At 72.2% G+C, this 21281-nt stretch carries 20 protein-coding genes; 13 read left to right on the top strand and 7 right to left on the bottom strand.

The features are described 5' to 3' along the window. Positions 1–5: 5 nt before the first annotated feature. Both OG462_RS05675 and OG462_RS05670 read right to left on the bottom strand, forming a co-directional pair. Complete coding sequence (locus tag OG462_RS05675) at positions 6–359, bottom strand: DUF805 domain-containing protein (RefSeq protein ID WP_406055034.1); 354 nt, start codon at positions 357–359, stop codon at positions 6–8. Between the two features lie 192 nt (positions 360–551). After that, positions 552–911, bottom strand: a complete 360-nt coding sequence (locus OG462_RS05670) for an SPW repeat protein (RefSeq protein ID WP_406055032.1) — start codon at positions 909–911, stop codon at positions 552–554. A gap of 371 nt (positions 912–1282) precedes the next feature. On the opposite strand from OG462_RS05670, the gene OG462_RS05665 reads away from it, so the two are divergent. After that, positions 1283–1654: a cupin domain-containing protein gene (locus OG462_RS05665; protein ID WP_406055030.1), complete on the top strand. Its 372-nt coding sequence runs from the start codon at positions 1283–1285 to the stop codon at positions 1652–1654. A 77-nt stretch (positions 1655–1731) separates the two neighbouring features. Here the strand turns inward: OG462_RS05665 and OG462_RS05660 are convergent, their stop codons facing one another. Both OG462_RS05660 and OG462_RS05655 read right to left on the bottom strand, forming a co-directional pair. Continuing rightward, complete coding sequence (locus OG462_RS05660; RefSeq protein WP_406055028.1) at positions 1732–3144, bottom strand: sulfatase-like hydrolase/transferase; 1413 nt, start codon at positions 3142–3144, stop codon at positions 1732–1734. Further along, entirely contained in the window at positions 3141–4085 is a 945-nt protein-coding gene (locus OG462_RS05655; RefSeq protein ID WP_406055026.1) for a TauD/TfdA dioxygenase family protein, read from the bottom strand. The genes OG462_RS05660 and OG462_RS05655 overlap by 4 nt, the downstream gene beginning before the upstream one ends. Before the next feature lie 552 nt (positions 4086–4637). On the opposite strand from OG462_RS05655, the gene OG462_RS05650 reads away from it, so the two are divergent. The 10 genes from OG462_RS05650 to OG462_RS05605 all read left to right on the top strand — a co-directional run bounded on the left by OG462_RS05650 (position 4638) and on the right by OG462_RS05605 (position 15894). Beyond that, a complete protein-coding gene (locus tag OG462_RS05650; RefSeq protein ID WP_406055024.1) occupies positions 4638–5870 on the top strand; it encodes an ROK family transcriptional regulator in 1233 nt (410 codons plus the stop codon). A 76-nt stretch (positions 5871–5946) separates the two neighbouring features. Beyond that, complete coding sequence (locus OG462_RS05645; protein WP_327166350.1) at positions 5947–6018, top strand: putative leader peptide; 72 nt, start codon at positions 5947–5949, stop codon at positions 6016–6018. A 283-nt stretch (positions 6019–6301) separates the two neighbouring features. Next, positions 6302–7894, top strand: coding sequence for an ABC transporter substrate-binding protein (locus OG462_RS05640; protein WP_406055022.1), 1593 nt, complete (start codon positions 6302–6304; stop codon positions 7892–7894). A gap of 1 nt (position 7895) precedes the next feature. Continuing rightward, positions 7896–8840 carry an ABC transporter permease gene (locus OG462_RS05635; protein ID WP_406055019.1) on the top strand — a complete coding sequence of 315 codons (945 nt, stop codon included), beginning with the start codon at positions 7896–7898 and terminating at the stop codon, positions 8838–8840. Positions 8841–8842: 2 nt separating this feature from the next. Further along, entirely contained in the window at positions 8843–9718 is an 876-nt protein-coding gene (locus OG462_RS05630) for an ABC transporter permease (RefSeq protein ID WP_406055017.1), read from the top strand. Continuing rightward, on the top strand, positions 9715–11667 hold the full coding sequence (locus OG462_RS05625) for a dipeptide ABC transporter ATP-binding protein (protein ID WP_406055016.1): 1953 nt from the start codon (positions 9715–9717) through the stop codon (positions 11665–11667). Before OG462_RS05630 ends, OG462_RS05625 begins: the two co-directional genes overlap by 4 nt. 107 nt (positions 11668–11774) lie before the next feature. Beyond that, positions 11775–12593 (top strand): formylglycine-generating enzyme family protein, encoded by an 819-nt coding sequence (locus tag OG462_RS05620; RefSeq protein ID WP_406066380.1) that lies wholly within the window; start codon positions 11775–11777, stop codon positions 12591–12593. After that, a complete protein-coding gene (locus OG462_RS05615) occupies positions 12590–14905 on the top strand; it encodes an arylsulfatase (protein WP_406055014.1) in 2316 nt (771 codons plus the stop codon). The genes OG462_RS05620 and OG462_RS05615 overlap by 4 nt, the downstream gene beginning before the upstream one ends. A 69-nt stretch (positions 14906–14974) precedes the next feature. After that, entirely contained in the window at positions 14975–15484 is a 510-nt protein-coding gene (locus OG462_RS05610; RefSeq protein WP_406055012.1) for a DinB family protein, read from the top strand. A gap of 62 nt (positions 15485–15546) precedes the next feature. Continuing rightward, positions 15547–15894: a DUF4440 domain-containing protein gene (locus OG462_RS05605; protein ID WP_406066378.1), complete on the top strand. Its 348-nt coding sequence runs from the start codon at positions 15547–15549 to the stop codon at positions 15892–15894. Here the strand turns inward: OG462_RS05605 and OG462_RS05600 are convergent. Next, the gene (locus OG462_RS05600) at positions 15885–16250 is read right to left on the bottom strand and encodes a hypothetical protein (protein ID WP_406066376.1); all 366 of its coding nucleotides are present in this window, start codon (positions 16248–16250) and stop codon (positions 15885–15887) included. The genes OG462_RS05605 and OG462_RS05600 overlap by 10 nt on opposite strands. 187 nt (positions 16251–16437) lie before the next feature. Here OG462_RS05600 and OG462_RS05595 point away from each other — a divergent pair, with 187 nt between their 5' ends. Further along, positions 16438–17673 (top strand): MFS transporter, encoded by a 1236-nt coding sequence (locus OG462_RS05595; protein WP_406055010.1) that lies wholly within the window; start codon positions 16438–16440, stop codon positions 17671–17673. Between the two features lie 59 nt (positions 17674–17732). Beyond that, entirely contained in the window at positions 17733–19202 is a 1470-nt protein-coding gene (locus tag OG462_RS05590) for a carboxylesterase/lipase family protein (RefSeq protein ID WP_406055008.1), read from the top strand. A gap of 39 nt (positions 19203–19241) precedes the next feature. Here OG462_RS05590 and OG462_RS05585 read toward each other — a convergent pair whose 3' ends face one another. Both OG462_RS05585 and OG462_RS05580 read right to left on the bottom strand, forming a co-directional pair. Further along, entirely contained in the window at positions 19242–19661 is a 420-nt protein-coding gene (locus OG462_RS05585) for a universal stress protein (RefSeq protein ID WP_406055006.1), read from the bottom strand. Position 19662: 1 nt separating this feature from the next. Next, the gene (locus tag OG462_RS05580) at positions 19663–21162 is read right to left on the bottom strand and encodes an APC family permease (protein WP_406055004.1); all 1500 of its coding nucleotides are present in this window, start codon (positions 21160–21162) and stop codon (positions 19663–19665) included. Positions 21163–21281 lie beyond the last annotated feature (119 nt).

Here is a 21281-nt window from a genome sequence, read left to right as displayed (position 1 = left end):
GACCGTCAGTAGGCCGGGGCCAGCTTCGGGTTCGGGCCGTGCGCGTTCTCGTGCTGGTCGCCCTCGGTGGCGGCGAAGACGATGAGGACGATGAAGCCGACGAGCGGCACCAGGCCGATGAGGATCCACCAGCCCGAGCGGCCGGTGTCGTGCAGACGGCGGACGGTCACGCCGAGGGACGGCAGGAGGACGGCCAGCGTGTACAACGTGCTCAGCAGCGAGAAGTCGAGCGCCACGGCGACGATGGCGAGCACGATCGCGATGATGAAGTTGAACAGCTCGAACATCCAGAATTCCTGGCGGCGCGCCCGGCCGTTGAAGACGGCGTACTTCTTGATGACTTCGAGGTACCAGTTCACTTTGTCCCCCCAAGGACTGGGTATGCGAGCGGGAGAGCCTGTCCCTGTGGAGCAAGCTTTACGCAGAACTTAGGTGGCTGAAACCTCATGGGTCAATTCGTTACCGGGCAGTTGCCGTTCCGGGGCGGAAAACAGTGAACGGCGGCACTTCCGGGAGTGGAGGGGCCGCCGTTCCGGGAGAGGATCAGAACGTCACGTCCTTTGCTTGGTCATGAGCAGTCCGCCGGCGGTGAGGGAGAACAGGCAGACGCACGCGCCGGTGATCACGTTGCTGAGGATGGTGCCGGTGTCGGGGCTCTGCCCGACCACCCACGGGGCGATGATCAGCCACGCGCCCATCAACAGGACCACGAAGTTGAGGTCCTGCGACCGCTCCGGAACCATCGACATGCACAGGCCGAGGACCGCGAGGGCGATGCCGACGACCAGGTTGGTGATGGCGAGTGCGGGCTGGGTGGCGGAGAAGTGGACCGTCCACGCGGAGATCGCGGCGTAGATACCGGCGAGGATCACGAGCTCCTCGACCGCCGCGACACCCCGGGTCTGGAGCATACGGGCATATCGGTCCCGCATTTCCGGCGCATCGGGGTGTCCTGCGATATCACCAGGACGGTGAGAGACGTCGGCCATACGACTCGCCTCCTTCTGGCGTCATGCACGTCTGACCGAGCTTGCGGCAAATGCTGTCGCTGCTTCATTGTGCGCTTATCTGGCCTTTATGTGTAGGTCTGCCCGATAAGGGATGCGCACAGAATTTGAGCTGCGGATATGCGCGGAACCACCAAACGGGGATCCCTGTTCAACAAAAATTCAATGCAAAAGCGAACCACCTGTCGTATCGGTATGCGAGGTGCCCGCCGGAACCCCGGCGTAGCCTGGAAGTGGACTCGGGGACTCCACCTCTCCACCGCCGGGAGCGGATGATGGCCGGCATCGTGAAGAAGAGTTTCGACGCAGCGGACGAGACCCGTCCCTTCGAGGACGGCAAGGGCAGGCTTGACCTGGTCACCGGTGAGCGTGGCGCGGTCGGCCGTGCCGTGTTCGAGCCGGGCTGGAAGTGGTCCAAGCACGTCAAACCGATCGCCGGCACCGACAGTTGCCAGGCGTCCCATGTGGGATACATCGTCAGCGGCCGGATGAAGGTCGTCATGGACGACGGTGAGTCGACCGAGTACGGGGGCGGGGACTACATGGAGGTCAAGCCCGGCCACGATGCCTGGGTCCTCGGTGACGAGGCCTGCGTCGCGCTGGACTGGACGGGCTTCGGCGACTACGCGAAGCCGTCCGGCTCCTGACGCTCCGGCCCCCCGTAGCCCGAACCCGCACCCCTTGCCCTTGGCGGTGCCGCCGAGCCCCCTGGCGCCGCCCCAGGTCAGCGGTGTCCGAACTTCACCCCCTTCCACGGGACGCGGTCCTCCGGAAACGACTCGGGACGCCGCTGGTCGAGGGTCCGGGAGGGCGCGGCCTCGATCACCGGCCTCGCCCCCTCGACCCGCAGCAGCCACGCGGCCAGCGCGTCGCGCAGCCCGTCGGCCACCTCGCGATGAGAGGTGAGACCCACCAGGTTCTCCAGCTCGTAGGGATCGGCGGCCAGGTCGTACAACTCCGTCTCCCGGTAGATTGCGGCGGCCGCCTCCCGCCAGGGGTCCACCCCGGGCGGCGCCGACACCACGTACTTCCACCGCTCGGTGCGCACCGCCCGCCCCACCTGGTCCTCGCTGATCTGGACGAAGACCGATGCCGGCCGGCCCGGGTCCGTCCCACCGCCGACGAGCGGCAGCAGCGACCGGCCCTGCACACCGTCCGGTACGTCGAGCCCCACGGCCTCGACCAGGGTCGGCATCAGGTCGACCGTGGACACGGGCTGCCGGACGAGCCCGCCGCCCCGGAAGCCCGGACCGGTCAGGGCCCACGGCACCCGTACCGAGGCGTCGTGCGCCGAGCGCTTGTACTCGGAGTTGCGGGTGCGGAAATGTGAGCCGTGGTCGGCGGTCCAGGCGAGCACGGTGTCGTCCTCGATGCCCAGGCTGCGGAGGGCGTCGCGGAGGCGCCCCACGCCCTCGTCCACCCGCTTGATCTGTCCCAGGTAGCCGCCCAGGTGGCGGTGGGCTCCGCCCTGTGGCGCGGACGGGCTCAGTGCGGCGAGGTCCGGCGGCAGCCACCGGCCCTCGTACCGCTCCCGGTACCCGGCGGGGGCCGGGTAGTCGTCCGTCGCGTTCTGGTGGTGTGGTTCGAGCAGGGAGAGGAAGAGGAGGAACGGCCTGTCGTGATGGTCGGCGACGAACCGGATCGCCGCGTCGACGAGGGCGTCCGAGCGGTAACCCGGCAACCGGACCGGCTCCCCCTCCCCGTCGAACACCACCGTGCGGTGGGCGTCCGAGGTGAACTCCAGTCGGTCCGAGGCCAGCCAGTGGCTGTAGCCACCCCGCCGCCCGGGCGGCACCGGCCCGTCGGGCCCGTCCTCGCCCGCCAGGTGCCACTTGCCGATGTACCCCGTGACATAGCCCGCCGCACCGAGGACCGAGGCGAGGGTGGGCGTGTCCGCCGGAAGCGGGAGGCCGTTGCGGAAGACCCCGGTGGAGGTCGGCCAGCGGCCGGACTGCAGTGCCGAACGGGCCGGCGCGCAGACCGGGTTGGGGGTGATCGCCTGCTCGACCAGCGTGCCCTCGCGGGCCAGCCGGTCGAACTCGGGCGTCACCCCCGCCGGATTGCCGTGGGTGCCCGTGGTGTCCCACCGCTGCTGGTCGGTGAGCACCACGATCACCCGGGGCAGGACGCTGGTCATACGGCGGCGGGCTCCTCCGCGGCGTCGCCGGAGGCGATGCCGAACGCGGGGTCCGGGACGGACTCGGGCGCGAGGAGGACCGAGGAGCGGCCGTCCACGCCGATCGGTACGTCGCCGTCGATCGTCACGCGGCGCAGCTTGCGCACGTGGTCGTCGGAGTCGTCCACGCCGTAGTGCTGGGTGGCGCGGTTGTCCCAGATGGCCACGTCGCCGACCTGCCACTGCCAGCGCACGGTGTTCTCGGGGCGCTCGACGTGCGACTGGAAGAGGCCGAGCAGGGCGCGGGAGTCGGCTCCCGTCAGACCGCTGATCCGCTGGACGAAGTTGCCGAGGAGCAGCGTCCTCTCGCCGGTCTCGGGGTGGACCCGTACCACCGGGTGCTCCGTGAGGAACTTCGTGGAGGCGAAGATCTCGCGGAAGCGGGCGAGCTGCTCGGGCAGGGCGCCGGGACGCAGGGCCGCGTAGTCGTAGTCGTTGGAGTGCACCGCGCGCAGGCTGTCGGCCAGGGCGCGCAGCGGCTCGGGGAGGTTCTCGTACGCGGTGGCCGTGTTGGCCCACAGGGTGTTGCCGCCGTACGGCGGGATGACCACCGCGCGCAGGATCGAGAAGGCGGGGTAGGCGGGCACGAACGTCACGTCGGTGTGCCACTGGTTGGCGCGGCCGCCGTAGTCCGAGTCGATCGGGAAGGAGTAACGGCCGTCGGCGGAGGGGACGGTGGGGTGGGCGACGGGCGTGCCGAGGAGTCGGCCGAAGGCCTCGTGGGCCTCCTCGTCGAGGTGGTCCTGGCCACGGAAGAAGACGACCTTGTGCGCGAGGAGTGCGGCGCGGATCTCGGTCACGGTCCCGGCGGGGAGTTCGCCGCCGAGGCGGACGCCGGAGATGACGGCGCCGAGGCGGCCGCCGACCTTCTGGACGGTGACGGTGGTGGTCGCGGTCGACATGGTGGGTCCTTTCGTGGGTCCGGGACCGGTCTCGGGCGAGTCCCGGACGGTCTCGGACAGGTTCCGGACGGAATTAATCTCGGAGCGGAAGTAATGAGCCGATGAGAAGTGCCGGAGAGAGGTGGTGAGTTCCTACGGGTTCTCATGCGTCGTGCGAGCGCCGCAACGGGCCGAGCGGCGGCCGACGGGCCTCGGGGCAGGGCGAGACGTGCGAGAGCTGGAGCGGCGTACCGCTCACAACAGAGGGTCGCGAGGATCAGACGCCGGAGACGGCGGGACAGGAGGAGGTCGCGAACATGTCCCGGAGACTCGCAGCGGCCGCCGCCGTACGTCAAGCGCCCTTCCCCTCCCCGAACGGCCGCCCCCGATGGTTGAATCGGCGCCTGCCCGGCGCCGTCGGACCGACCTGGCGCGCCCCGTCGAACCGCCGTTGACCTGCGACCTCTTCCCGTCCTGGCAAGGGGCGGGGCCGACGCGGGCGGGAGGTCGGCGGTGCCCGCGGGGGCCGCTCCGGGATTTCACACCACCGCAACAGTGAACAGAGAGGCACCCATGACGCGGAACACCCCGCACGGTCCCCGGATGGCGGGCGACGGACGGCGCGAGGCCAACGCCGCCACCGTCCTGCGGACCGTCCTCGACCACGGACCGGTGGCCCGCAGCGCCGTCGCCCGGCTCACCGGCCTCAGCCCCGCCGCCGTCTCGCGTCAGGCCACCGACCTCACCCGGCTCGGTCTCCTGCGTGAGCTGCCCGAACCGGTCGGCGGCGGAGGAGTGGGACGGCCCCAGATCCCCGTCGACCTGCACATCGGTGCCTCCGGCGGGCCGGTCGCCGGCGGCGTCCATCTCGGCGTCCCCAGTTCGACCTTCGCCCTGGTCGACCTGCGGGGACAGGTCCTGGCCCACCGCACCTACCCCCACGACGGCCTCACGCCGGACGGGCTGCCCGGTGCCGTCGCCCGCGAACTCCGCGTCTTCCTCGACGCGCACACGCGAGGCCGCCCGCTGCTCGGCGTCGGCGCCGCGGTCGGCGGCTGGGTGGACCCCGCCGAGGGAGTGGTCGTCCGCCACCAGGCCCTGGGCTGGCGCCGCCGGCCGCTCGCCGCCGAACTCGCCCGTGGCCTCGGCGGGGGAACCGTACGCCTGGACAACCACGCCCGTTCCATCGCCCAGTCGGAGATCCTCTTCGGCCGGCCCGCCGCCCGGCGGAGCCTGGTCCACCTGTTCATCGGCAATGTCGTCGACGCGGCCGTCGGGCTCGCCGGGGTCGTCCACCAGGGACCCGGGTCGGCGGCCGGCGATGTGGCGCACCTGCCCGTGCCGGACTCCACCGTCCCCTGCCCGTGCGGGCGTTCCGGCTGTCTGGAGGCGACCGCCTCGAACACCGCGCTCGGCCGCACCGCCGTACGCCGCGGGATCGTTCCCGAACCCGACACCTCCCTCGTGGTGGACGCGGCGGCGGCGGGCGACCGGCGCGCCGACCGGCTGCTGCGCGAGCGGGCCCGGGCGGTGGGCCGCGCCACCGCCCTCCTCCTCGACGTCCTCAACCCCGACCTGGTCGTCGTGACCGAGCAGGCGAGCGTCCTCGAACCGGAGTATCTGGAGGAGATCCGTGGGGCCGCGATCGACCTCTCGCACGTCTGCGACGATCCCGAACGGATCGTCAGTCCACATGCCGGACCGGCCACGCTGCCCGTCGCGGCGGGCACGGTTCTGTTGAATCCCCTGTTCAGGAGGCCTATTGAGACCATCGGCGAGCTGTTTCCCGCCGAGGGTGCGAGCTGATGTCGTCTCAGAATGCGGTCAAGTGCGGTTGACCGCCCCGCGAAGCCACTGTCATATTGCTCCCGTGAATCCGGACATGAGCCTCATCTCCCGCAGGCACGTCGACCTCTGTCGACAGGCCAGCGCGGTCTGTGCCGTCCGCGTCTGACCCAGGCGGCGGCCACCGCGCCGGCCCCACCCGTTCTGCTCCGGACCTGCCGACGGCGGGTCGCCCGGCGTCGCTCCGCTGACGCATCGCGCCCCCTGGCGTCCCGGCCGCCGAACCGGTAGCAGTACTCCCGCACCGCATCGCCGCACTGCCGTATGCCGTGCCGCGTGCCCCGCGCCTGCGGGGACCTCCCGTATCCCGCTCTTCCCTCGCCCCCTTCCTTCCGCAGCGGAACGAATCTGTGCGTCCGCGCGCCCCCGCTCTCCTCCACAGGCAGGCATCGATGACCGAGCTGTACTCCTCCACGCCCTCCACCCCCTCCCGGCGCACCACCCTGCGCGCCGCGGGCGGCGGCACCCTGCTGCTCGGTCTCGGACTCGCCGGCTGCCGCTCGGCGGTCTCCGAGGCCGAGGCGCCCGCCGGAAAGGCCGGTGCGGGGCCCCGTCGCGGCGGCACCGTCACCGTCGCCGTCAACAGCGACTTCACCCCCAGCCTGCTCTTCGCCCAGAGCGGCCAGTCGCTCCAGCAGCGGCTGATCTACAACACCCTCACCCGTTACGACGACCAGCTGAAGCCGCAGCCCGAGCTCGCCACCTCCTGGGAGTACGCCGAGGACGGCCGCAGCATCGCCCTCAAGCTCCGCACTGATGTCACCTACCACGACGGCCGGCCCTTCACCGCCGACGATGTGGTCTTCGCGGTGAAGAACCTTCAGAACCCGCTCCGAGCCGCCCAGTTGAGGGCCACCGCAGCCGCCGTCACCGGCTTCGAGAAGCGCGGCGACCACGAACTCGTCCTCCGGCTCGCCCATCCGGTGAACAACCTCTTCGACCTCTTCGAATTCATGATCATCACCGACCGGCACAGCATCGAGGACGCCGTCACCGGCAAGAAGCTCAACGGCACCGGGCCCTTCGAGCTGACCAAGTGGAGCCCCGGCACCGGCCTCAGTTTCACCCGCCACGAGAAGTACTGGCAGCCCGGCCGCCCCTACCTCGACGGCGTCGAACTCCGTGTCGTACCCCAGGCCGACGCCCTGCTGTCCTCCCTCCGCACCGGCCAGTCGCAGCTCTCGTTCAGCGTCCCCGGCAAGAACCTCGCCGCCGTCGCCTCCACCCCCGAGCTCGCCATCAGCGAGTACACCACCGGAGGCGGGGCCTACTACCTCGGCGTCAACACCACCGTGGCCCCGCTGAACGACAAGACCGTCCGGCAGGCCCTCGCCCGGGCCATCGACCGCGAACGGATCCTCAAGCAGGTGCTCGGCGGCTACGGACTCGCCTCCGCCACCCCCTGGCCCAAGTCCTCACCCGCCTTCACCGAGGCCGGCCGCACCCACTACACGTACGACCCCGGCAAGGCCCGCGAGCTCCTCAAGTCGGCCGGCCACACCCGGCTCGACCTGCCGCTCCTCCACATCAACCTGCCCGGCGACACCGCGGTCGCCGAGGCGATCCAGTACGACCTCAAGCAGATCGGCGTACAGGTCACCCTCGAGCCCACCGACCCGGCCACCGCGCAGAAGAACCTCATCTCCCAGAAGATGCCGGGTCTCTGGTCCATGAGCCACGGCTTCGCCCAGGTCCAGCCCTCCACCCTCGCCGTCAGCGCGTACCCCTTCAACGAGGCCAAGAACACCTCGAAGTTCCGCTCCGCCGCCTACACGAAGGTCGTACGCGAAGCCTGGACCACTCCGGAGTCGGGCGCCCGCGCCAACGCCCTCCGGCAGCAGATCACCGACACCCTCCTCGACGAGGCGTTCATCATCGACCTCGTCATCCGCGGCGCCGTCCAGGTCTCCGCGAAGAAGCTGCGCGGCGTCACCCTCAACAAGTTCTCCTACCTCAACCTCGACGACGCCTACCTGGCGGTATGAGATGCGCGGCTACCTGCTGCGGAGACTTCCCTCCGCCCTCCTCGTCCTCCTCGTCGCGTCGTTCGTCGCCTTCGCCGTCCTCCGGCTCGTCCCCGGCGACCCCGCGGCCGTCCTCGCGGGGCCCGACGCGAGCCCCGAGACCGAGGCCGCCATCAGGGCCCGCCTCGGACTCGACGCCCCGCTGCACACCCAGTACCTCCGCTGGATCGGCGACCTCCTCACCGGCGACCTCGGACCGTCCTACGCGATCGGCGGACAGACCGCCGACCTCATCGGGGACGGACTCGGAGCCACCGTCGAACTCACCCTCGGAGCCCTGCTGTTCGTCGTCGTCCTCGGAGCCGCCTTCGGCATCCTCGGCGCCACCTCCCGCAACCGCTGGGTCCAGGGAGCCGTACGGGCCCTCACCACCGTCGCGCTCGCCGTGCCGCCCTTCGTCACCGGCGTGCTCCTCGTCCTCCTCTTCGCCGTCATCCTCGGCGTCCTGCCCCCGGGCGGACGCGTCCCGCTCCTCACCGCACCCGACCTCGCCGTCCAGTACCTGCTGCTGCCCGCCCTGTGCCTCGCCCTGCCCAGCGCCGCCGTCCTCGGCCGCTACCTCAAGGACGGCATCGAACGCGCCCTCGCCGAGGACTACGTCCGTACCGCCACCGCCGCCGGCATCGCCCCCCGCCGCCTGCTCTGGCGGCACGCCCTGCCGAACGCCCTCCCGCCCGTCGTCACCCTCCTCGGCATGCAGACCGGGCACCTCCTCGGCGGCGCCGTCCTCATCGAGGCGATCTTCGCCTGGCCCGGCCTCGGCCAGCTCGCCGAACAGGCCCTGGTCCGCCGCGACTACCCCGTCGTCCAGGACCTCCTGCTCCTCCTCGTCACCGTCTTCGTCCTCGTCCAGCTGCTCACCGACCTCGTCCACGCCTGGCTCGACCCCCGGATCAGGTGGGAGTGACCATGACCACCCTCGCTGCCACACCGTCCCCAGCCACCGCCGAAACGGCCCGAACCCGCAGGCCCCGCCACCCCTACCGGGCCGCCCTCGCCACCGCCCGCGGCCGCACCGGACTCGCCCTCGTCGGCCTGGTCGTCCTCGCCGGACTCCTCGCGCCGCTCCTCGCCGGACACGGCCCCACCGACCAGAGCGCCCTCGCACTCGCCGGCCCCGGCACCCCCGGCCACCCGCTCGGCACCGACGACCTCGGCCGTGACCTCCTCGCCCGGCTCCTCCACGGCATCCGCGCGGACCTCGGCATCATCGTCGTCGCCGTGCCGCTCGGTGCCGCCCTCGGCTGCCTCCTCGCCCTGGCCGCCGCCGTCCACCCGATCGCCGACACCGTCGTCCAGCGCACGTTCGACCTGATCCTCGCCTTCCCCGGACTGATCCTCGCGCTCGCCGTCACCGCCGTCCTCGGCCCCGGCCGGCTCCCCGTGATCCTCGTCATCGCGCTCGCCGAGATCCCCGTCTTCGGACGGCTGCTGCGCACCGGCATCCTCGTCCAGCGCGGCCGGGAGTACGTGACGGCCGCCCGCGTCGGCGGCACCTCGGGCGGCCGGATCCTCACGCGTCACATCCTGCCCAACGCCGCCGACCCGCTCGTCGTCCAGATCGCCGTCTCCCTCACCGTCGCCGTCTTCATCGAAGGCGCGATGAGCTTCCTCGGTGTGGGCGTCCGGCCCCCCGAGCCCACCCTCGGAGCCGTCCTCAGTCAGTCGATGCCCTATCTCGCCCAGGCCCCGCACTTCGCCGCCGGACCGCTCGTGACCGTGACCGCGCTCGTCCTGGGTCTCTCCTTGACCGCCGAGGCACTGAACCGGGAGATACGCCGATGACCACCCCACCGCTCCTCGAAGTCCAGGGGCTCGACGTGGAGTTCACCACTCCCGACGGCGGGACGCTGCATGCCGTCCGGGACGTGTCGTTCACGCTCCGCCGGGGAGAGACGCTCGCCGTCGTCGGTGAGTCCGGCTCCGGCAAGTCCACCACGGCGCTCGCCCTGCTCGGGATGCTGCCCGGCACCGGCCGGATCGCCGGCGGCTCCGTCCGGCTCGACGGAGAGGACCTCGTCACGGCCGGGGAGGAGCGGCTGCGGGCCGTGCGCGGCGTCCGCATCGGCATGATCTTCCAGGACCCGATGACGGCCCTGAACCCCGTCCTCACGATCGGCCGCCACCTCGACGAGGTCCTCCGCGCCCACGAGGGACGCGCTCCTGCGGGACGCGTCCACGAGGGACGCGACAACGCCACACCCCGCGCGGGACGCGACAAGGTCGCCCCCCGTCCCCGACGCGACAAGGCCGCCCGGCGCGCCCGGGCCGTCGAGCTGCTCCGCCTCGTCGGCATCCCCGACCCCGAGCGCCGGCTCGACGACCACCCGCACCAGTTCTCCGGCGGCCAGCGCCAGCGCGTCCTCATCGCCATGGCCCTCGCCGGCGAACCCGACGTCCTCCTCGCCGACGAGCCCACCACCGCCCTCGACGCCACCGTCCAGGACCAGATCCTCACCCTTCTCGGCGAGCTCACCCGTACCACCGGTACCGCGCTCGTCCTCATCACCCACAACATGGGCGTCGTCGCCCGCGCCTGCGAGCGCGTCCTCGTCATGTACGGCGGCACGGTCGTCGAGGACGGCCCCACCGCCGAGGTCCTCACCCAGCCCCGCCACCCCTACACCGCCGGACTCCTCGCCGCCGTGCCCCGGCTCTCCGCGCCGTCCGGCACCCGTCTGACCGGCATCCCCGGCACCCCGCCCGACCTGAACCTCCCGCTCACCGGCTGCGCCTTCGCCGCCCGCTGCACCCTGGCCGAGGATCGCTGCCTCACCACCACCCCACCGCTCGTCGCCCTCGGCGGAACCCTCGGCGGAACCCTCGGCGGAACCGTCGGCGGCCCCGTCCGCGCCGCCTGCCTGCCCGCCGCCGAACGCACCGAACCGCTGCCGCCGCCCCCGCCGCCCGCCCGGATCGACCGCCCCGCACCCGGAGCCGTCGTCCTGGCCGCCGAGGGCCTCCACAAGACGTTCAAGAGCCGCCGTCGCCGCTTCACCGCCCTCGACGACGTCTCGATCACCCTCGCGGCCGGGGAGACCCTCGGGATCGTCGGCGAGTCCGGTTCCGGCAAGTCGACCCTGGCCCGGGTCCTCGCCCACGCCCACCCCGCCGACGCGGGCCGGATCCTCCTCGACGGCCGGGACGTCACCCGCCCCGGCCGCGCCGAGCTGCACTCCGTGCGCCGCCGCGTCCAGATGGTCTTCCAGGACCCGTACGCCTCCCTCAACCCCCGCATGACCGTCGGGGAGATCGTCGCCGAACCCCTGCGCGCCTTCGGCATCGGAGCCCCCGGGGAGCGCCCCGCCCGCGTCGCGGAACTCCTCCGTCTCGTCGGCCTCGACCCGGCCGCCGGCGACCGGCACCCCCGCTCCTTCTCCGGCGGCCAGCGGCAGCGCATCGGCATCGCCCGCGCCCTCGCCCCCGAACCGGACGTCCTCATCTGCGACGAACCCGTCTCGGCGCTCGACGTCTCCGTCCAGGCCCAGATCGTCGGCCTCCTCACCGACCTCCAGCGCGACCTGGGCCTCGCCCTCGTCTTCATCGCCCACGACCTGGCCGTCGTCCGCCAGGTGAGCCACCGCATCGCCGTGATGCACGAGGGCCGGATCGTCGAGACCGGTGGCGCCGACGAGCTGTGCGAGCGCCCCCGCGACCCCTACACGCGCGCGCTGCTCGCCGCCGCGCCCGACCCCGTACCGGTACGGGTACCCGCCGGGGCGGTGTCCGTGTGAACGCCTGCTGCACCCCCGGACGCCGCTGCACGGGAGACGCCGGCGCTGCCCGAGCCGTCGATCTGCTCCCCCTGCCGACCGTACGGACCGCCCGGCCGCCCCACCCCATGGTGGAGCTGCCCGGCGGCACCTTCCGCATGGGCGACGCCTTCGGCGAGGGGTACCCGGCCGACCGCGAGGGACCTGTACGGGAGGTCACCGTCGCGCCCTTCGCGATCGACGCCACCGCCGTCACCAACGCCCGGTACGCGGAGTTCGTCGGGGCCACCGGGTACCGCACCGACGCCGAACGCTTCGGCTCCTCCTTCGTCTTCCACCTGCTGCTCCACCCCGTCGCCGAACGCCACGTCCTCGGCGCCGTTCCGCAGGCCCCCTGGTGGCTCGGCGTCAGCGGCGCCGCCTGGCACACCCCGGAGGGCCCCGGCTCCGACGTTGAAGACCGCGCCGACCACCCGGTCGTCCACATCAGTCATGACGACGCCCTCGCCTACTGCGCCTGGGCGGGCGTCCGGCTGCCCACCGAGGCCGAGTGGGAGTACGCGGCCCGCGGCGGCCTCGACGGCGCCCGCTATCCGTGGGGCGACGACTTCACCCCCGGCGGCAAGGAGATGTGCAACACCTGGACCGGCGACTTCCCGCATCGCTCCGACCGGCCCGGCGGACACATCGGCACCGTGCCCGTCACCGCGTACGAACCCAACGGCCACGGCCTGTACAACACCTCCGGCAACGTCTGGGAGTGGTGCCAGGACGCCTTCGGCCCGGGGGAGCGTGTCATCCGGGGCGGCTCCTACCTCTGCCACACCTCCTACTGCAACCGCTACCGGGTCGCCGCCCGCTCCCACAACACCCCCGACTCCTCGACCGGCCACGGCGGATTCCGCTGCGCCCGCTCGCTGCCCTCGGAAGGACCCGCCCCCGCATGAGCACCGCACCCCGCCGCGACCCCTACGAAGGCTTCCCCGGCCGCGTCGGCCGTACCTTCGCCGAGTCCGAACCCGCCTGGCCCACCCGCACCACCCCACCCGCCAAGGCCCCCAACATCGTCGTCGTCCTCGTCGACGACATGGGCTTCAGCGACATCGGCCCCTTCGGGTCCGAGATCCCCACACCGGTCCTCGACGGACTGGCCGACGAGGGCGTCCGGCTCACCAACTACCACACCATGCCGCTCTGTTCACCGGCCCGTGCCGCCCTGCTCACCGGTCTCAACCCGCACCGCGTCGGGTACGCCATGGTTGCCAACTCCGACCCCGGCTTCCCCGGTTACGGCATGGAGATAGCCGACGACATCCCCACCCTCGCGGAACTCCTCCACGACGCCGGATACGCGACCTACGCCGTCGGCAAATGGCACCTCGTCCGCGACTCCGCCTCCAACGCGGCCGACCACCGGGGCAACTGGCCCCTGCAGAAGGGCTTCGACCAGTACTACGGCGTCCTGGAGGGCCTCACCAGCCTCTTCCACCCGCACCAGCTCGTCCGGGACAACAGCCCCCTCGACATCGACGAGTTCCCCGACGACTACTACTACACCGACGACATCACCGACCAGGCGATCTCGATGGTGAAGTCGCTGCGCGCCCACGAGCCGGACAAGCCCTTCTTCCTCTACCTCGCCCACAACGCCGTCCACGGACCCCTCCAGGCCAAGGCCGAGGACATCGCCCGCCACCGCGGCCGCTACGACGAGGGCTGGGACGTGCTGCGCGAGCGGCGCTTCGCCGCCCAGCTCGCCGCCGGCCTCTTCCCGCCCGGCACCGAACTCCCCGCCCGCAACAGCGAGGCCGGACTCGACGTCCCCGCCTGGGACTCCCTGACGGAAGATCAGACGCGGCTCTACGCCCGCTATATGGAGGTGTACGCGGCCCTCGTCGACAACATCGACCAGAACCTCGGCCGGCTCACCGACACCCTCGCCGCCCTGGGCGAACTCGACAACACCGTCATCGTCTTCACCTCCGACAACGGCGGCACCGGCGAGGGCGGCGCCGAGGGCACCCGCTCCTACTTCAGCCGCTTCGTCCACCATCCCCGCCTCCCCGGCGACTGGGACCCCGACGTCGACCGCGACCCGGAGCTCATCGGCGGCCCCCGAAGCCTCGTCCACTACCCCCGCGGCTGGGGCATGGCCTCCAACACTCCGTTCCGCCTCTACAAGGGCCACACCTACGCGGGCGGCGTCCGCGTGCCCTTCGTCCTCTCCTGGCCCGCGGGCGCCAGGGACGGCCGGCTCGCCAACGGCCTCCGCCCCCAGTACCAGTACGTCACCGACATCGCTCCCACTCTCCTCGAACTCGCCGGTCTCGCCCGGCCCGAGAGCCGCAGGGGTGTCCCGCTCCAGGAACCGGACGGCATCAGCTTCACCCCCGTCCTCGCCGACACCGCCCACGACTCCACCCACCCCGAGCAGTACTGCGAGATGACCGGCAACCGCAGCCACTACCGCGACGGCCACAAGCTCGTCACCCTCCACCGGCCCGGCACCCCCTACGACGACTCCGAATGGGCCCTGTACGACATCCGTACCGACCCCACCGAGATCCACGACCTCGCCGCCGCACACCCCGAACTCGTCAAGGAACTCTCCACGGCCTGGGAGGACGCCGCCTGGCGCAACGGCGTCTTCCCCCTGCCCGACCACAGCGGAGCCCTCGCCCGCCGCAACCCCGCCGACGAGCGCCTCACCCGCCCCCTCGCCCTGCTGCCCGGCACCCCGGAGCTGGAGCGCTACCGCTCCTCGCGGCTCGTCTCCCTGCGCTCCTTCCAGATCGCCGTGGCCGTCGACGAGACCGGGGACGGTGTCCTCGTCTCCCACGGCGACCAGGGCGGCGGCTACAGCCTGTACGTCGAGAACGGCCGGCTGGCCCTCGCGTACAACGAGTACGGAACCCTCCACGAGACCGACGCCGGCCCCCTCGGCCCCGGCCCGCACGAGATCCTCCTCGACGCCACGGCCGAGGAAGGGCTGCGCTGGCGGTTCGCGATCACCGTGAACGGCGAGCACCGCGCCGCCCCCGACAGCGTGCACCAGCTCATCGGCATGGCCCCGTTCCAGGGCATCAGCGTCGGCGTCGACCGCAAGTCCCCCGTCTCCTGGCCGCTCTTCGAGCGCCACCGGTCCTTCCGCTTCACCGGCCGCCTGAAGTCCGTCACCTACCGGCCCGGAGCCCCCGGCCCCGACGCGCCCGAGGCCGTCGCCGCCGCGCTGAAGGAGGCCGCGGCGGCCTTCGAGTAGACGCGTCCGCGCGCGGGTGGCCCGGGAAACTCCCGGGCCACCCGCCCGGGGCGACGGCACAATGCCTCCATGACGATCCAGCATCACCGCACGTCCGTGCCGTACACCGGGGACGAACGCGCCGTTCTCACGGCCATGCTCGACTTCCAGCGCGACACCCTCGCCCTGAAGTGCGAGGGGCTCACCCCCGACCAGCTGAAGGAGCGGGCGGTCACCCCCTCGGGCCTCTCCCTGCTCGGACTCGTCCGCCATGCCGCCGAGGTCGAGCGCGGCTGGTTCCGGAACACCCTCAACGGCGAGCGGAGCCGCAGTCCCTGGACACCGCCCGGCTCCACCGACTGGGCCGACTTCGACGTGGACGAGGCCGACGTCGACGAGGCGTTCACCATCTGGCGGGAGGAGTGCGCCCGCGCCCGTGCGATCGTGGCCGCGGCCGACTCCCTCGACGTCACCGGAACCCACGAGGGGGAGACGTACTCCGTGCGCTACGTCCTCGCCCACATGATCGAGGAGTACGCGCGGCACAACGGCCACGCCGACCTGCTGCGCGAACGCCTCGACGGAACGACGGGGGAGTGACGCGGGTGAACGCTCCCCAGAACCCTGATGTCGCCGCGGCCCTCGCCGGTGAACTGAGCCTCATGGACCCGGCCGTACGCGTCTCCCGGGAGCTTGCCGCCGAACTGCTCGACCCGGAGTTCGTCGAGGTCGGCGCCTCCGGCCGGCGCTGGACGTACGAGGAGATGCTCGCCGACCTGCCCGAGATGGCAGGCAACACCGAGGACGCATCGCGGTACGTGCCCACCGCCTTCACCGGGACGCTGCTCGCCCCGGGTCTCGTCCACCTCACGTACGAGACGCTCCGCGACGGGCGCCGGGTGCGGCGAAGCTCGCTCTGGCGACGCGACCCCGCCGCGCCGGTCGGAACGGGCCTGCGGATGTACTACCACCAGGGAACGCCCGTCCCCGGCACGGACGTTCAGCCGTAGGCGTCGGTCACACAGTCGACGGCGCAGCGCCCCTGCTCGTACCGCCGGCGCAGCGCCGCCGCCGCGTGCCGCCGCTCCACCCCGGCGTACCCGTAACGCTCCTGTGTCGTCCGCACCACGGCCTCGACGGTGACGATCGCCGGTTCGCCCTCGCCGGCGGACCGCCGGGCCACCGCGATCACCTGGTCGGCCGCCCGTTGCAGATCGCGCGCGTACTCCCGCTGGGCCGCGGAACGCGCGCGGGAGGCGGCGAACGGCCGCACCGCCCGCCCGTTCCAGAGCACTCCGGCGGTCATGAGCCCCGCACCGAGCAGGACGACGAGCACCCCCACCACGGCATCGGCCTTCCACTGCATCACCGGCCGCCTTCCCCTGGACCTGCCCGTCCCCCGGGCGTTCCGAGTCTAGGGCGCGGCAGGGTGATCATGTGGCCGCGCCCGGGCGGGTGTCCTGATGTCGGCACTCGGGCCGGCGGACCCCGGCTCGCTTTGGTGCCGGCGGGCGGTGCGTGATTGTGTGGCCCGTCGGCGAGAGGGGTACGGCATGGCGGGCAGGGTGTCCCTCGGGCGGGACTTCGGATGGCTGTGGGCGGCGTACGCGGCCGGAACGCTGGGCACCTGGGTCGCCTTCAACGCCTTCCCGCTGCTCGCGATCACCGTGCTGCACAAGGGCTCCGCCGAGGTGGCCGCGCTGGCCGCCGTGGGGGCCGCCGTGGGCGCGGCGGTCGCGCTGCCGCTCGGCCCCTGGGTGGAGTTCCGCCGCAAGCGGCCCGTGATGATCGCCATGGACCTCATCCGGTGCGCGGCGATGCTGAGCGTCGCCGTCGCGTACGTGCTGGACGTGCTCGGCTTCACCCAGCTCGTGGTCGCCTCCGTCGTCGTCGCGTCGGCCGACATCACCTTCGGCGCGGCCTCCGGCGCCTGTCTGAAGGCGCTCGTCCCGCCGGAGGGCCGGCTGGTCGCCCAGGCCCGGCTCGAATCCACGACCTGGACCGCGACCGTGCTCGGGCCGCCGCTCGGAAGTGCCCTGCTGGCGCTGCTCGGCCCGGTGGCGACGGTGCTGGTCGACGCCGTGAGTTATCTGCTCTCGGCGTCCGGCATCCGCGCGATCAGGGGGAGCGAGCCCCGTCCCGTACCCAGGGAGGGGCAGCGGATGAGGGCCGGTGACCTCCTCGAAGGGTGGCGGCACATCCTCGCCCACCCCGTTCTGCGCCCGCTGTTCCTCAACGCCGTCCTGGTCAACGGTCTGATCATGGCGACCGCGCCTCTCCTCGCCGTCCTCATGCTGGGGTCCCTCGGCTTCGCCCCCTGGCAGTACGGGATCGCCTTCGCCGTTCCCTGCATCGGCGGGCTCATCGGCTCACGCCTCTCCCGCCCGCTCGTCGCGCGGTACGGCCGGCACCGGGTCCTGCGGACCTCGGGCGTGGTCCGCGCATGCTGGCCCGTGGGGCTGGTCTTCGTCCATCCCGGTGTCACCGGGATGGTGCTGGTGATGGGGGTCGAGCTGGCGCTGATCACCTGCTCGGCCGTGTTCAACCCGGTGCTCGCCGCCCACCGCCTCGACCTGACCGCGACCGACCGGGTCGTCCGTACCCTCACCGCCTGGTCCGTCACCGCCAAGGCCTCCATCGCGGCCCTCACGGCGCTGTGGGGACTCCTCGCGGTCGCCGTCGGACCCCGCGCGGCGATCGGCCTGGCGGGCGTCCTCCTGCTCGCGACACCGCTGCTGCTGCCCAGGGAGGAGGCGCGGGCCACGACAGGGATTGACACGTGTAAGTAACCGGTGACAGGCTCCTTCCCCGGGCTTCGTGTGCCCCCGCGCAGAAGGAGCAGCACCCCATGAGCACCACCGGCACCACTGGCACGACCGGCACCACCGTGACCACCGACCGCGGGCCCGTCGGCGGCGAGCGCCGCGCCGACGGCAGCATGCGCTTCCTCGGCATCCCGTACGCGCAGCCGCCCGTCGGCGACCTGCGGTTCGCCGCGCCCGTACCGCCGGAGCCGTGGACGGAGCCGCTCGACGCCACCGCGTACGGCCCGACGGCACAGCGCCGCCCCTTCGCCGAGATCACCACCATCCCCGAGCCCACCGTCCCGGGCGCCGGAATCCTCAACCTCAACGTCTTCACCCCCGACACCGCCCCCACCGCCGCGCTGCCCGTCCTCGTCTGGATCCACGGCGGCGGCTACGTCGCCGGCTCGGCGGCCAGCCCCTGGTACGACGGGGCCGCGTTCAACCGGGACGGCGTCGTCCTCGTCTCCGTCGGCTACCGGCTCGGCATCGAGGGCTTCCTGCACCTGGAGGACGCCCCCGACAACAGGGGCGTACGGGACTGGATCGCCGCCCTGGAATGGGTACGGGACAACATCGCGGCCTTCGGCGGCGACCCCGCCAAGGTCACCGTCGCCGGGCAGTCGGCGGGCGGCGGCGCCGTCCAGACCCTCCTCGCCGTCCCCGCCGCCAAGGGCCTGTTCCGGGGCGCGCTCTCCGTCTCGGGCGCCGTCCCGCGACCCGACGGTCCGGAGGTCGCCCGCGCCGCCTCCCGCCTCCTCACCGCCCGCACCGGCGTCCCGGCCACCGTCACCGCCCTCCGCGACCTGACCGACGACGAGATCCTCGCCCTCCAGGACCGCCTGGCCGAGCCGGGCCCCGACCGCGAGGGCCTGCCGCCGATGCTGGCCCTCGCCCCGTTCGCCGACGGCGAGCTGATCCCCCTGCCCGTCCTCGACGCGCTCGCGACGGGCGAGGCGGGCGCGGACGTCCCCCTGATGCTCGGCTTCACCGAACACGAGTTCACGATGTTCCCCGCGCCCGGCCCGGAGGGCCCGCCGCTTCCCGTCCTCCTCGGCGGCCTCGGCCTCGACCCGGCGCGGACCGATGCCCTCACGGAGGCGTACGCGGAGCGCGGCCCGGAGCAGCTCTTCGGCCAGGCGCTGACCGACGCGACCTTCCGCGCCCCGAACCTCGCCGTCGCCGACGCCCGCGCCGCACACGGACGACCCACCTGGCTCTACGAGTTCGCCTGGTGCTCACCGGCCGTCGGGCTCGCCTTCCACTGCGTGGACCTGCCGTTCGCCTTCGACCTCCTCGACGCCGAGGGAGTCCCGGCCGTCGCCGGGGACGCGCCGCCGCGCAGGCTGGCCGACGCCATGCACCGTGCCTGGGTCGCCTTCGTGACGGACCAGGACCCGGGCGCCGACTGGCCGCGCTACACGGCCGAGGAGCGCGCCACGATGATCTGGGACGCGGAACCCCGGATCGCGGCGGACCCGCTGAGCCCGGTGCGCGCCCTCTGGCTCGACTGAGGAGGACGACCGCGGCACCGGAGCTGTGGACCCGGCCCGTCAGACGTCGTCCGGCGGCACGCAGAGCACCGGCACGGTCGACATGTGGAGGAGTTTGTGGGGTGTGGAGCCGAGCAGCGCGCCACGCATCGGACTCTCCCCCCAGCTGCCCACCACGATGACGCGGGCCGCGTGGCGGGTCGCCGCGTCGATCAGGGCCTGCGCCGGCTTCTCGTCGAGCACCTCGACCACGGTCGGGACACCCGCCCGGTCGGCCTCCGTGACCGCGTGCTCCAGGCCCGCGCGCCCGGTCTGACGGATCGCCTCGTAGTGGGACCGGTACTCCTCGCCCAGCGGGCCGGGCGCCGCCGCGCCGTAGACCAGCACCAGTGTCTCGTCGAACGCGGTGGCCACCTCGACCGCGATGCGCAACGCGCGGGCCGCGCCGGGGGATTCGTCGTAACCGAGCACGACCGACATCTCAGCGCCCCTTCCCGTGCACCAGGTCGGGGTCGGCCACGCCCGGGCGCTCCTCCCAGAAGGCCGGCGACCGCAGCCGCCACACGATCATGACGAGCACCCCGGTGAGGGCGATGCCGATACCGATGACCAGCGGCGGCCCGAGACCGAACCACGAGGTGCCGCTGTACGAGTTCGCGGGATCGGACATGTCGGAGACCGACCTCACCAGGAGCCAGGTCAGGAGCCCGGCACCGACGAGCGGGCCGAGCCCGATCAGCAGGAAGTTGTGGACGCTCTCGAAGAGATGGCGCCGGTAGTAGACCGCACAGGCGACACCGGTGAGCGCGTAGTAGAAGGCGATCAGGAGCGACAGCGCGGTCAGCGAGTCGAAGAGGGCGTTCGTACTGATCTGGTTGACCACCAGGTACCAGGCGATGGCGATGCCGGCGACCCACCACGTACTCACGTCGGGGGTGCGGAAGCGGGGGCTGATGTGGCCGTAGTGCGATGGCAGCGCACGACGGCGGGCCATGGAGAGCGCGGTGCGAGAGGCCGGGATGATCGTCGTCTGGGTGGAGGCGATGGCGGAGGTGGAGACGGCCAGGAGCAGGACCCAGTCCCAGCCGCCGAGCACATCGGTGGCGAGCTGGGCGAAGATGAACTCCTCCTCGCCCGCGTTCTCCGAGAGGAACGCCGGACCGGCGTAGGCGACGACCGCGAACCCCACCGACACGTATGTGACCAGCAGGATGACGGTCGACCAGAGGCCCGCCTTGCCCGGGGCGGTCGCGGAGTTCTCGACCTCCTCGGTGAGATTGACCGCCGACTCCCAGCCCCAGTAGATGAACACGCCGAGCAGCAGGCCGCCGGTCAGCGCCGCGCCTCCGGCGCCGAAGGGGTTCAGCCAGCTGAGGGAGGGTTCGACGGAGTCGTACGCGCTCGTGCCGTCGTACACCTTGTACAGCGCCACACCCACGAAGATCAGCAGGAAGGCGACCTGCGCCAGGATGAGGACGTTCTGCACGTGGGCCGACAGCTCGGTGCCGATGACGCAGACGGCCGTCATCACCAGGATCAGGAGCACGGTGAGGGACTGGCGTACGAAGGCGTTGTCCACCCAGCTGTCCAGGCCGACGGAGAGCAGCGCGAAGCTCACGGCCACATCGGCGAGCGAGCCGACGACCAGGACGCCGGTCATCGCGATGGCCCAGCCACCGAGCCAGCCGGCCCACGGGCCCATCGCGCGCGTGACCCAGGAGAACGTCGTGCCGCAGTCCTGGTCGACCTTGTTCAGGTAGTAGAAGGCCGACGCGATGAGCAGCATCGGGACGAAGGACGCGAACATCACGCCGGGCGCGTAGATCCCGGCGAGCGCGACGATCGGGCCGATGACGGCGGCGAGGGAGTACGCGGGGGAGGTGGAGTTGAGCCCGATGACGAGGGCGTCGACGAACCCGATCGCGTTTGCCTTCAGACCCGCGGGGCGGCCGGCGGGCGAGGCGACATCCTCTGGGGCCATGGTCCCTCGCTCTGGATCGGTATGCCTTCATCGTAGGGAGGCCGGGCCAGGGCTGCACGCCAGGAGCACCCGGCCGACGTCAGCCGGTCACACACCGTCGCCCGATAGCATCGCGCAGC

The sequence above is a fragment of the Streptomyces sp. NBC_01077 genome, assembly GCF_045162855.1.
Taxonomy (GTDB): Bacteria; Actinomycetota; Actinomycetes; order Streptomycetales; family Streptomycetaceae; genus Streptomyces.
The sequence above is the reverse complement of the archived record's forward strand: the minus strand, read 5'-3'. Positions and strand labels throughout refer to the sequence as shown.